General features: G+C 59.1%; 8 protein-coding genes. 5 read left to right on the top strand and 3 right to left on the bottom strand.

The features are described 5' to 3' along the window. Positions 1-15: 15 nt before the first annotated feature. Both GJV78_RS02180 and GJV78_RS02175 read right to left on the bottom strand, forming a co-directional pair. Positions 16-792: a DedA family protein gene (locus GJV78_RS02180; RefSeq protein ID WP_155106777.1), complete on the bottom strand. Its 777-nt coding sequence runs from the start codon at positions 790-792 to the stop codon at positions 16-18. A gap of 337 nt (positions 793-1,129) precedes the next feature. Further along, the gene (locus GJV78_RS02175) at positions 1,130-1,510 is read right to left on the bottom strand and encodes a DUF4751 family protein (RefSeq protein ID WP_155106776.1); all 381 of its coding nucleotides are present in this window, start codon (positions 1,508-1,510) and stop codon (positions 1,130-1,132) included. A 924-nt stretch (positions 1,511-2,434) separates the two neighbouring features. On the opposite strand from GJV78_RS02175, the gene GJV78_RS02170 reads away from it, so the two are divergent. The 4 genes from GJV78_RS02170 to rluA all read left to right on the top strand — a co-directional run bounded on the left by GJV78_RS02170 (position 2,435) and on the right by rluA (position 9,214). Beyond that, positions 2,435-3,040, top strand: coding sequence for a YdcF family protein (locus GJV78_RS02170; protein WP_330998773.1), 606 nt, complete (start codon positions 2,435-2,437; stop codon positions 3,038-3,040). Between the two features lie 41 nt (positions 3,041-3,081). Continuing rightward, positions 3,082-5,433: a DNA polymerase II gene (gene polB / locus GJV78_RS02165; RefSeq protein WP_167519321.1), complete on the top strand. Its 2,352-nt coding sequence runs from the start codon at positions 3,082-3,084 to the stop codon at positions 5,431-5,433. 203 nt (positions 5,434-5,636) lie between these two features. After that, positions 5,637-8,543, top strand: a complete 2,907-nt coding sequence (rapA, locus tag GJV78_RS02160) for an RNA polymerase-associated protein RapA (RefSeq protein WP_155106773.1) — start codon at positions 5,637-5,639, stop codon at positions 8,541-8,543. A gap of 11 nt (positions 8,544-8,554) precedes the next feature. Continuing rightward, on the top strand, positions 8,555-9,214 hold the full coding sequence (gene rluA, locus GJV78_RS02155; protein ID WP_155106772.1) for a bifunctional tRNA pseudouridine(32) synthase/23S rRNA pseudouridine(746) synthase RluA: 660 nt from the start codon (positions 8,555-8,557) through the stop codon (positions 9,212-9,214). A 46-nt stretch (positions 9,215-9,260) separates the two neighbouring features. On the opposite strand, the gene djlA is transcribed toward rluA, so the two are convergent. Continuing rightward, entirely contained in the window at positions 9,261-10,073 is an 813-nt protein-coding gene (gene djlA, locus GJV78_RS02150; RefSeq protein ID WP_155106771.1) for a co-chaperone DjlA, read from the bottom strand. A gap of 590 nt (positions 10,074-10,663) precedes the next feature. On the opposite strand from djlA, the gene lptD reads away from it, so the two are divergent. Continuing rightward, positions 10,664-12,991: an LPS assembly protein LptD gene (lptD, locus tag GJV78_RS02145; RefSeq protein WP_155106770.1), complete on the top strand. Its 2,328-nt coding sequence runs from the start codon at positions 10,664-10,666 to the stop codon at positions 12,989-12,991. The last annotated feature ends 19 nt before the right edge of the window (positions 12,992-13,010 follow it).

Raw genomic sequence — 13,010 nt, 5'->3', positions numbered from 1 at the left:
GATCGGAGCATCCCCTCAGGCCGCCGGATAACCCACCACCTTTTGCAGAATATCGATATACGTTGGCATCAACGGATGGCGAATCAGCGCCACCAGCGCCACGATCCCAGCACCGAGAACCAGCGGAGCCAGCCAGTGCAGGCGTCCCCGCGACAAATACGGGGTTAAGCGATCCGCCGCCGCCTTCCCGCTGCGCCACAGACGCCAGCCCAGCCAGCCGCCCAGCCACAGCAGCAGCGCCGCCGCCAGCAGCAGCCACCTGAAGCTGCCGCTCTGCATCCCGGCCGGAATGTCGATCGCCGCCCCGGCCAGAATCCCCGGCAGCAGATAGAGAGGCGGCCACAGCACGCAGCCGATAAGATTCGGCGTAAGAAATTTGCCGATCGGCAGATCGAGCATTCCCGCGACCATTGGCACCAGCGGGCGCGTCGGCCCGACAAAGCGCCCGACCAGGATGGTGAACATGCTGTGCTGATGCAGCGCATGCTCGGTTTTATCCAGCAGCGCCTTATGCTTTTTCACAAAGGACCAGCGGTGCAGCGGCTTTTTGAAACGCCAGCCCAACCAGAAGGAGATCCAGTCCCCCAGCAGGCAGCCGACGATCCCCGCCAGCCAGGCATGCCAGAAATTAAGCTCTCCGCCGCCGATCAGCGCCCCCAGCCCCGCCATCATCACCGTGCCGGGCAGGATCAGCCCGACCAGCGCCAGCGATTCGAGGAAAGCGACCAGCGCCACGGCAATCAAAGAGTACATGGCTGACTGCAAAATAAAGTGTTCCAGCAATGCTTGCATAATGCGCTCGTCAGGTTTACGAAGCTGGGATTCTGCAAACCCCCGGTCCCTTCGTCAAGTCCTCAGCGTATAAAATAACCGCCGGCCGTCGCGACTTCACGCCGGGATCGATCGCTCTGTTTCCGCTATTGAGCGCAAAGCGAGCGGCCTGTTTAACGTCATCCTTATATACCCAAAATAATTCGGGTTGCCTGTAGGCGGCAAGGGAACGACAAATTCGTTCCTGACGAATTTGTCGCTGCGTTGCCGCGTGATTCGGCCTGAGGGCCTCACCCCTTCGGGGCCAGCCCAGGGGCTGTTCAAAACGCGCTGCTTTTTGTCATGCAACTCGAATTATTTAGGGTATATATTCAGCGAAGGTACTTTGATATCGACAATCATTTGCGCTGATATATTCAATCATATTATCGTAGTAGCCGTGCGCTTCGGCACCTTCGAGAGAGTGAAAAAACATATAATCAGCAATCGCCGACTGCCACCTCTGCCCGTTAAGCAGATAATTAATCACCGTATCACGATGACCGTTTCGCTTATCATTTCCTTGCCAGTGAAAGAACGCATTACCGCTTTCTATAATTTCACTACGCCAGATTTGTCCTGCCCACGTTTTGTACTCAATATATTTGCTTACTGTCTTTATGGCGGGATTAGCCAGCTGAGTGGTGACAAACATATAATTTTCAAATCCCACCTGCAGTGTCTGAGTATAAATAGTCATACAAGCCTCATTAACTAACACCAAAGGTATTGATTAACCCGGAAACGTCTTCCTTATAAATTATTTATACCCGTCATACTTCAGGCTGCATGTGCGTCGCCGCGTGATTCGGCCTGAGGGCCTCACCCCTTCGGGGCCAGCCCGGGGGCTGTTCAAAACGCGCTGCGTTTTGTCCTGCAGTTCGAATTATTTAGGGTATATACCCGTCATCATTCTGGCTGCATCCGGTCTGTCTCTGCCCCCTGCGCGGCACCGTCAGATTACTTCCACATCACTGACAGCCACAGGCACAGCGGCCCCCCCTCTTCTGGATCTCCTTCCCTGCGGCCTGTCGGCGGGTCAACGTCATGATTAATGAATGTGACCTCCCTGTCGGTGCATCGGCCTCTCTTATTTGTCACGGCACCGTTCAGTAGCCTCCGGGTATTTTATTCAACCGCCTGAATCATCCTGGACAAATGCCTGACTCACTTGCCGATCTTCCTGCAGCCGTTCAAAAAATCACTCAGACGAGATCTGAGCAACACATTTTTTAAACACTGTTATGATCCGGGTTTATATTATGTTCACTCATAAGTTAAGGCGTTTCCGAAGGAAATTTTTACACTTTCTCTTAATTAAGACAAACAAAAATTTCACTTTTTTAGAGCTTCGACAATAAATACCAGAAATGAGCGAGTAAATATCCTAAAAATCTGCGGCGACGCCCGCGCAGATAAGATTATTCCGGCAAACAATAATCCATGACGACAGAAAAAAACAATATAAAGCTAATAATGATATAATAAAACCTCCCGTCAAATCAGCGGCGACATATTTATCTTTTGAATATTTATTCGACACGCGCTTCGTTTGCGACGCCGTTTTTTGTTAGCATAACGCACCATAATGTACGCAACGGGTGATTCAGTGAAGCATAAAGGCATCGGAAAATTTATTATTATTCCCTTCGCGGCCTTCACTGCCGTTATTATTTATCATGCTATCGCCATATATCAGTTCAGTCAGCAGGATGAGACGCAGCCGGCTGACTGCGCCATCGTCGCCGGGGCGGGCGTAACGGAAAGCCGCCCTTCTCCGGTATTTCAGGCGAGGCTGGACCATGCCGTTCGCCTTTACCAGCAGCGACTGGTTCGCGCGCTGGTGCTGACGGGCGGCTACGCTCCCGGCGCGGCGGAGTCGGATGCCGCAGCGGCCCGCCGGTACGTTCTGGCGAAAGGCGTTCCCGCCGACGCCGTTTTTATCGAAGAGCGCTCAACGGTCACCCGGGAGAATATCCGCTACGCCAGGCTGATTCTGCTACAGCAGCGATGGCGCACGGCCCTGCTGGTCAGCGATCCGCTGCATATGCTGCGCCTGAAGCGCATAGCCAACGACAGCGGCATTGACGGAAGATCCTCGCCAACCCCCTTCACCCGCTACCAATCGTGGCTGCCGAAGGCCCGTTTTCTGCTGCGTGAATCCTTTTACTACAGCACCTACCGCCTTTTTCATCCTCCGGCTGTACAAAATGCCAGTATCCGGACCTGAACCAGGCTATTATTAGCCGGTTATGGTTAATGGAGTGCAGCGTGGCGCAGGCAGGTTTTATCTTAACCCGGCACTGGCGGGATACGCCGCAGGGTACGGAAGTCTCTTTCTGGCTGGCGACGGACGACGGCCCGCTCCAGGTCACGCTTGCCCCGCAGGAGTCAGTCGCGTTTATTCCCACTCACCAGGCCACGCGCGCCGCTGCGCTGCTCGACGGCGAAGAGAACGTTCGCCTGACGCCGCTTCATCTGTGTAACTTCCAGCGCCAGCCGGTTTCCGGGCTTTACTGCCGCTCCCACCGCCAGCTTATGCGGCTGGAAAAAATCCTGCGCGAAGGCGGCGTTACGGTCTATGAGGCCGACGTGCGCCCGCCAGAGCGCTATTTGATGGAGCGGTTTATCACCTCCCCGGTATGGGTGGAGGGCGAACCGCGCGGCGGAACCCTGGTCAACGCCCGCCTGAAGCCGCATCCGGACTACCGTCCGCCCCTGAAGTGGCTGTCGCTGGATATTGAAACCACGCGGCACGGCGAGCTGTACTGCATTGGCCTTGAGGGCTGCGGGCAGCGGGTGGTTTACATGCTCGGCCCGGCAAACGGCGATGCTTCAGCGCTGGATTTTCAGCTGGAGTATGTCGCGAGTCGCCCACAGCTGCTGGAGCGGCTCAACGCCTGGATCGCCCGCCACGATCCCGACGTTATCATCGGCTGGAACCTGGTGCAGTTCGATCTGCGTATGCTGCAAAAACACGCCGGGCGCTACCGGACCCCGCTACGCTTCGGCCGCGACGGCAGCGAGCTGGAGTGGCGCGAACACGGCTTTAAAAACGGCGTTTTTTTCGCCCAGGCAAAGGGGCGGCTGATTATTGACGGTATTGAAGCGCTCAAATCCGCCTTCTGGAGCTTCTCCTCCTTCTCGCTGGAGAACGTGGCGCGGACGCTGCTGGGCGAAGGCAAAGCCATTGACACCCCCTGGGATCGAATGGACGAAATCGACCGCCGCTTCGCCGAGGACAAGCCCGCGCTTGCCGCCTATAACCTGCAGGACTGCGAGCTGGTGACGCGAATTTTTCATAAAACCGATATCATGCCGTTTCTGCTGGAGCGCTCGTCGGTCAACGGGCTGCCCGCCGATCGTCACGGCGGGTCGGTTGCCGCCTTTAGCCACCTCTATTTTCCGCGTATGCACCGCGCCGGCTATGTGGCTCCCAATATGGGCGAGGTGCCGCCCCACGCCAGCCCCGGCGGCTACGTTATGGATTCGCGTCCCGGCCTGTACGACTCCGTGCTGGTACTGGACTACAAAAGCCTGTACCCCTCGATCATTCGCACCTTTCTTATCGATCCCGTCGGGCTGGCGGAGGGAATGGCGCAGCCGGACGCCGAGCACAGCGTTGAAGGCTTTCTTGACGCCTGGTTCTCCAGGGAGAAGCACTGCCTGCCGGAGATCGTCACCCGCATCTGGCGGGGGCGCGACGAGGCGAAGCGGCACGGCAATCAACCGCTTTCCCAGGCGCTGAAGATCCTGATGAACGCCTTTTACGGCGTGCTCGGCACGACGGCCTGTCGCTTCTTCGATCCCCGGCTGGCCTCGTCGATCACCCTGCGCGGGCACGCGATTATGCGCCAGACCAGGGCGTTGATTGAGTCGCAGGGCTACGACGTGATCTATGGCGATACCGACTCCACGTTTGTCTGGCTCAGGCGCGCCCACGACGAAGAGGCGGCGGCGGAAATCGGCCGCGCGCTGGTGGCGCACGTCAACGACTGGTGGGCGCAAACCCTGGGACAGCAGCGGCTGACCAGCGCGCTGGAGCTGGAGTATGAGACCCACTTCTGCCGTTTCCTGATGCCCACCATCCGCGGCGCGGACACCGGCAGCAAAAAGCGTTACGCCGGAATGATTCAGGAGGGCAACGCCCGGCGGATGGTGTTCAAAGGACTGGAGACGGTGCGCACCGACTGGACGCCCCTGGCGCAGCGCTTCCAGCAGGAGCTTTACCGGCGTATTTTTTGCCACGAGCCGTACCAGGATTATATCCGCGAAACCATTGCAAAACTGATGGCGGGTGAGCTGGACGACCAGCTGGTCTACCGCAAGCGCCTGCGTCGCCCCCTGAGCGAGTATCAGCGCAACGTTCCCCCCCACGTGCGCGCCGCAAGGCTTGCGGACGAACAAAATCACAGGCTGGGGCGTCCGTTCCAGTACCAGAACCGCGGCACTATCCGGTACGTCTGGACCACCGGCGGCCCTGAGCCGGTCGACTACCGGCTTTCGCCGCTGGATTACGAACACTATCTGACCCGACAGCTGCAGCCGGTAGCGGAAGGCATCCTGCCTTTTATTGGAGATAATTTCTCGACGCTGGTCACCGGACAGCTGGGGCTATTTTGACACGTGACGAATGGGTCGCCATCCATTACCATAGCGCCCTTTCCATTCCTGGACCCAATGCACGCCGCCGCAAGGTTAGCCTGGCGGCGACGTCGTATACTCCCAGTCATTCGGGCTGCAGGCAGGCCGGGCAACGCCAACGCACCTGCCGCGCGAAGTATGACGAGTATTGCCTGCAATTAAAGATATAGAGCCTGACAAATATGCCTTTTACACTTGGTCAACGCTGGATCAGCGATACTGAAAGCGAACTGGGACTCGGAACTGTTGTCGCAACGGATGCGCGCACTGTCACTTTACTTTTTCCGTCCACCGGCGAAAACCGTCTGTACGCACGCAGCGACTCTCCGGTAACCCGCGTGATGTTCAACCCCGGCGATACCGTTACAAGCCATGAAGGCTGGCAGCTGCATATCGATGAAGTAAAAGAAGAAAAGGGACTGCTTACCTATATCGGCACCCGCCCCGACACCGGCGAGAGCGGCATCGCGCTGCGGGAAGTGCTGCTCGACAGCAAGCTGGTCTTCAGCAAGCCCCAGGACCGCCTGTTCGCCGGGCAAATCGACCGCATGGATCGCTTCGCCCTGCGCTACCGGGCGCGTAAGTTCCAGAGCGAGCAGTACCGTATGCCGTGGAGCGGGCTGCGCGGCCAGCGCACCAGCCTGATCCCCCATCAGCTAAATATCGCCCACGACGTCGGCCGCCGCCACGCGCCGCGCGTGCTGCTGGCGGATGAAGTGGGCCTTGGCAAAACTATCGAGGCGGGGATGATTTTGCACCAGCAGCTGCTGTCCGGGGCGGCGGAGCGAGTGTTGATTATCGTTCCTGAAACCCTCCAGCATCAGTGGCTGGTGGAGATGCTGCGCCGCTTTAACCTGCGCTTCGCCCTGTTTGACGACGAGCGCTACGCCGAGGCCCAGCACGACGCCTATAACCCGTTTGAAACCGAACAGCTGGTCATCTGCTCGCTGGACTTTGCCCGCCGCAACAAGCAGCGCCTGGAGCATCTGTGCGACGCAGAATGGGATCTGATGGTCGTGGACGAGGCCCATCACCTGGCGTGGAGCGCCGATGCGCCGAGCCGTGAATATCTGGCGATCGAACAGCTGGCCGAGCGCGTGCCCGGCGTCCTGCTGCTGACCGCCACGCCGGAACAGCTGGGAATGGAGAGCCACTTCGCCCGGCTGCGCCTGCTGGACCCGAACCGTTTTCACGACTTCGGCCAGTTCGTGGAGGAGCAGAAAAACTATCGCCCGGTCGCCGACGCCGTCGCCATGCTGCTGGCGGGCAACAGGCTCAGCAACGACGAGCTGAATAGGCTGGGCGAACTGATCGGCGAACAGGATATCGAGCCGCTGCTGCAAACCGCCAACAGCGACCGCGACGGCGCGCAAAGCGCGCGCCAGGAGCTTTGCGCAATGCTGATGGACCGCCACGGCACCAGCCGCGTGCTGTTCCGCAACACCCGCAACGGCGTAAAGGGCTTCCCGAAACGCGAGCTGCACACCGTCAGGCTGCCGCTGCCAACCCAGTACCAGACGGCCATGAAGGTCTCCGGCATTATGGGTGCCCGCAAGAGCGCCGAAGATCGCGCCCGCGATATGCTCTATCCGGAACAGATTTACCAGGAGTTTGAAGGCGACAGCGGCACCTGGTGGAACTTCGATCCGCGCGTGGAGTGGCTGATGGGCTACCTGACCAGCCACCGTTCGCAGAAGGTGCTGGTGATCTGCGCCAAAGCCGCCACCGCCCTGCAGCTGGAGCAGGTGCTGCGCGAGCGCGAAGGCATCCGCGCCGCCGTCTTCCACGAAGGCATGTCGATTATCGAACGCGACCGCGCCGCCGCCTGGTTCGCCGAAGAGGAGAGCGGTGCCCAGGTGCTGCTGTGCTCGGAGATCGGCTCTGAAGGCCGCAACTTCCAGTTCGCCAGCAGCCTGGTGATGTTCGATCTGCCGTTTAACCCGGATCTGCTGGAGCAGCGCATCGGCCGTCTGGATCGTATCGGCCAGGCGCACGACATTCAGATCCACGTGCCGTGGCTGGAAAAAACCGCCCAGTCGGTGCTGGTCCGCTGGTATCACGAAGGGCTGGACGCCTTCGAACACACCTGCCCCACCGGCCGGGCGATCTATGACGCGGTCTATAACGATCTGATTAACTATCTGGCAGCGCCGGAAGAGACCGAGGGCTTTGACGAGCTGATTAAGCGCTGCCGCGAACAGCACGAAGCGCTGAAGGCGCAGCTGGAGCAGGGCCGCGATCGCCTGCTGGAGATCCACTCTAACGGCGGTGAAAAGGCCCAGCGGCTTGCCCAAAGCATTGAGGAGCAGGATGACGATACCAGCCTGATCGCCTTCGCCATGAACCTGTTTGATATCGTCGGCATCAATCAGGACGATCGCGGCGAAAACCTGATCGTCCTGACCCCCTCCGATCATATGCTGGTGCCAGACTTCCCCGGCCTGCCGGAAGATGGCTGCACCATCACCTTTGAGCGCGACGTGGCGCTGTCGCGGGAAGATGCCCAGTTTATTACCTGGGAGCATCCGCTGATCCGCAACGGCCTGGATCTGATCCTCTCCGGCGATACCGGAAGCAGCACCATTTCGCTGCTGAAGAACAAAGCGCTGCCGGTCGGCACGCTGCTGGTAGAGCCGATCTACGTGGTGGAGGCCCAGGCACCGAAACAGCTGCAGCTTAACCGCTTCCTGCCGCCAACGCCGGTGCGGATGCTGCTGGATAAAAACGGCAACAACCTCGCCGCGCAGGTGGAGTTTGAGCACTTTAATCGCCAGCTGAGTGCCGTAAACCGTCACACCGGCAGCAGGCTGGTGAACGCGGTACAGCAGGATGTACACGCGATCCTGCAGCTGGGAGAGGCGCAGATAGCGCAGGCCGCCCGGGCGCTGATCGACGCCGCGCGCAGCGAAGCGGACGAGAAGCTTTCCGCCGAGCTGTCGCGCCTGGAGGCGCTGCGCGCCGTCAACCCGAACATTCGCGATGACGAGCTGGCCGCCGTCGACAGCAACCGCCAGCAGGTGCTGGAAAGCCTCGATCAGGCCAGCTGGCGGCTGGACGCCCTGCGTCTTATCGTCGTAACGCATCAGTAACGGAGCCAACGATGGGCATGGAAATCTACCGTCCGCCGCAGGAACCCTGGCTGGTTATCCTGTATCAGGATGAACACATTATGGTGGTCAACAAGCCGGGCGGGCTGCTGTCGGTGCCGGGACGTCCTGAAGCGCACCGGGACAGCGTGATGGCGCGCATTCAGCGCGACTATCCGCAGGCGGAGTCGGTTCATCGCCTGGATATGGCGACCAGCGGCGTGATGGTAGTGGCCCTGAACAAGGCGGCGGAGCGGGAGCTGAAGCGTCAGTTTCGCGAGCGCGAGCCGAAGAAGCAGTACGTCGCGCGGGTGTGGGGCCACCCTACGTCCGCCGAAGGGCTGGTCGATCTGCCGCTGATTTGCGACTGGCCGAACCGGCCGAAGCAGAAGGTCTGTTTTGAGAGCGGAAAACCGGCGCAGACCGAGTATGAGGTAGTGGAGTTCGCGGCGGATCGTACCGCCAGGGTGGTGCTCAGGCCGATTACCGGGCGCTCGCATCAGCTGCGGGTGCACATGCTGGCGCTGGGGCACCCCATTCTGGGGGATCGCTTTTATGCTCCGCCGGAAGCGCTGGCAATGGCCCCGCGTCTGCTGCTGCACGCCGAGTCCCTGACCATCACCCATCCCGTCTGGGGCAACAGCATGACGTTCAGGGCGCTGGCGGAATTCTGACGCACACGGGCCGTCGTTCAGGGTAATCTGAACGACGGCCCGTGCTTTATTTAAACCCTTTCTGCGCTTTAATCAGCTCATAGGCCTGCTGAATTTCCTGGGTCTTCTGCTTGGCCATCTCCATCATCTCCGGCGGCAGGCCTTTGGCCACCAGCTTGTCGGGATGGTGCTCGCTCATCAGCTTACGCCAGGCGCGCTTAATGGTAGCCGCATCGTCGGTCGGCTTCACGCCGAGAACGTTGCAGGCATCCTCCAGCGTCGGCCCGCGCTGCGCCTGCTGCCAGTCGCCGCCGGCGCGGTGCCGGGAACCGCCGCCGAACTGCGCTCCGCCCTGCATCATACTCAGGAACTGATCGAACTGCGCGCGGGAGATCCCCAGCTCCTCGGCGATCACGTACAGCACCTCATGCTCGTTCGGATGCAGCGAGCCATCGGCAAACGCCGCCTGGATCTGGATCTCCAGAAACATGCGGATCAGATCGAAGCGACCAAAGCAGACGCTGCGGAACTGCCGCATTTTTTCCCGCAGCGGGTAGTTATCTGATTTACCCACCCGGAAGGCGTTCTGCGCCGCCGTTCGCGATGCGCCGTGCAGATTCATCCGATCCATAAACTGGCTGGCGATATGAATATCCGCCTCGGTGACTCGCCCTTTGGATTTGGTCAGATGGCCCATCACCTCGAAGGTGGTGGCGAAAAACAGCGCCTGCCGCTCGCGCTGGTTGGCAAACCACGCCATCTTACGGCTGCGGGTTTTATCAACCATATGCCCGACAAACAGACCCAATATGATGGCCCAGAAGCCGCCGCCCGACATCAGAGCCACGGCCACGCCAATAATTTTTCCCCAGTACTGCATAAACTCCCCAAATCAATATGCTGTCAGTCAGCGCCCGGCTCCCCGGACGCATATCAGGCGCATCATTTAACCGAGCGGTTAAAGAGTGCGGCCCGGTGTAGCCAGTCTGAACCCGGACAGCGCCGCGCAGCCGAAACGCATGTTACGGTACGTGGGGATATTCGTTTTGCGAATCCCCCGGCCGCGCGCGGCCGCCGCCCGGATCGGAACGGCGAATAAAACAGCCGAAGGAGCCAGACCCTCAGGCAATCCCCCACAATTTCAGCCGTTTTTTACGCTTATCAAGGCTTCGGTCAATTGTGGGACATCGCCTATAATTTGCATTATCATACCCGTCATTCAATGCCGTGCCTAACACCACAGACGCGATATCTGCAGGATTTCAGGTTACAGCAGGTCGACCCTGGGGCCAGCCCTGGCGTTTATCGACCCGGCCTCCGCGGTGACCCATAAGGCCTGGGTTGTGATAGCCTGGAAATGGCGGATAAAAAACGGGCAGGATTAACACTAGCGTAGCGAAGGTGAGTACGTTAGGCTGAGGCCGTTTGTCACGCGCGACGCTACCGATGATGGAACAATAAATACAACGTATGAAAAAACGTATTCCCACCCTCCTGGCCACCATGGTCGCCAGCGCCCTTTATAGTCAGCAGGGGCTGGCCGCCGATCTCGCCTCACAGTGTATGCTGGGCGTGCCGAGCTATGACCGCCCCCTGGTAAAGGGCGAGACGAATGAACTTCCCGTCACTATCAACGCCGAACACGCGAAGGGGAACTACCCTGACGACGCGGTGTTTACCGGCAATGTGGATATCATGCAGGGCAACAGCCGCCTGCAGGCGGATGAGGTGCAGCTCCATCAGAAAGCGGCACCGGGCCAGCCGGATCCGATACGTACCGTGGATGCCCTCGGCAACGTTCATTATGATGATAACCAGGTCATCCTGAAGGGACCGAAGGGCTGGGCAAACCTGAACACCAAAGATACCAACATCTGGGAAGGCGACTATCAGATGGTGGGCCGTCAGGGCCGCGGCAAAGCGGACCTGATGAAGCAGCGCGCTCAGAACCGCTACACCATTCTGGAAAACGGCAGCTTTACCTCCTGCCTGCCCGGCTCCGACACCTGGAGCGTGGTGGGCAGCGAGGTCATCCACGACCGCGAAGAGCAGGTGGCGGAGATCTGGAACGCCCGCTTTAAGCTGGGCCCGGTGCCGATCTTTTATAGCCCCTATCTGCAGCTTCCGGTCGGCGACAAGCGCCGCTCCGGCTTCCTTATTCCGAACGCGAAATACACCACCAAGAACTATTTCGAGTTCATGCTGCCCTACTACTGGAACATCGCACCAAACTTCGATGCCACCATTACGCCGCACTATATGCACCGCCGCGGCAACGTGATGTGGGAGAACGAGTTCCGCTATCTCACCCGGGCGGGCAGCGGCCTGATGGAGTTTGACTACCTGCCCTCCGACGACGTTTATCGGCACGAGAATCCCAAAGAGGGCGATAAGCACCGCTGGCTGTTCTACTGGCAGCACGGCGGGGTGATGGATCAGGTGTGGCGCTTCAATGTTGATTACACCAAGGTCAGCGATCCTAACTATTTCAACGACTTTGACAACAAGTACGGCTCCAGCACCGACAGCTACGCCACGCAAAAATTCAGCGTCGGCTATGCGGTGCAGAACTTTGACGCCACCATCTCGACCAAACAGTTCCAGATTTTCAGCAATCAAAACAGAAGCAGCTATGCCGCCGAACCGCAGCTGGACGTCAACTATTATCAGAATGACGTTGGCCCGTTCGATACGCGGATTTATGGTCAGGCGGTGCGCTTCGTCAATACCCGGGACGATATGCCGGAGGCGACCCGGGTTCACCTGGAGCCGACCATCAATCTGCCGCTCTCCAACCGCTGGGGCAGTCTGAACACCGAAGCCAGGCTGCTGGCGACCCACTATCAGCAGACCAACCTGGATAACTACCCGCAGTATGACGATTCCGTCAACCGCGTCATGCCGCAGTTCAAAGTTGACGGCAAGATGATCTTCGAGCGCGATGCGGGCCTGCTGGCACCGGGCTACACCCAGACGCTGGAGCCGCGCGCCCAGTACCTGTACGTGCCGTATCGCGACCAGAGTAAAATCAATAATTTCGATTCGTCGCTGCTGCAGTTCGACTACAGCGGCCTGTTCCGCGACCGCACCTACGGCGGTCTGGACCGCATCGCCTCCGCCAACCAGGTGACCACCGGCGTCACCTCGCGCATTTATGATGACGCGGCCGTTGAACGTTTTAACGTTTCCGTGGGTCAAATCTACTATTTCACGGAGTCTCGCACCGGCGATGACGACATTAAATGGGAGAAAAACGACAACACGGGCTCACTGGTGTGGGCTGGCGACACCTACTGGCGCATCTCCGATCGCTGGGGCCTGCGCGGCGGGCTTCAGTACGACACCCGGCTGGACAGCGTCGCCACCGGCAGCAGCAGTATTGAATACCGCCGCGATGAAAACCGGATGCTGCAGCTGAACTACCGCTACGCCAGCCCGGAATATATTCAGGCCACGTTGCCTAACGCCGCGCAGTATAAAGACGGCATAAACCAGGTGGGGGCGGTAGGCAGCTGGCCCATCGCCGATCGCTGGTCCATCGTGGGCGCATACTACTTCGATACCAAGGCCAACAAACCTGCCGACCAGATGCTGGGTCTGCAGTATAACTCCTGCTGTTACGCGATACGCTTCGGCTACGAGCGTAAGCTGAACGGCTGGGATGATGATAAGCAACATTCAATCTACGACAACGTGATCGGCTTTAACATTGAGCTGCGCGGCCTGAGCTCCAACTACGGGCTCGGTACGAAAGAGATGCTGCGCTCGAACATTTTGCCGTACCAAAATTCACTGTGATCTGATTGAGTTACCACGT

Source organism: Intestinirhabdus alba (assembly GCF_009711095.1).
Classification (GTDB): Bacteria; Pseudomonadota; Gammaproteobacteria; order Enterobacterales; family Enterobacteriaceae; genus Intestinirhabdus; species Intestinirhabdus alba.
The sequence above is the reverse complement of the archived record's forward strand: the minus strand, read 5'-3'. Positions and strand labels throughout refer to the sequence as shown.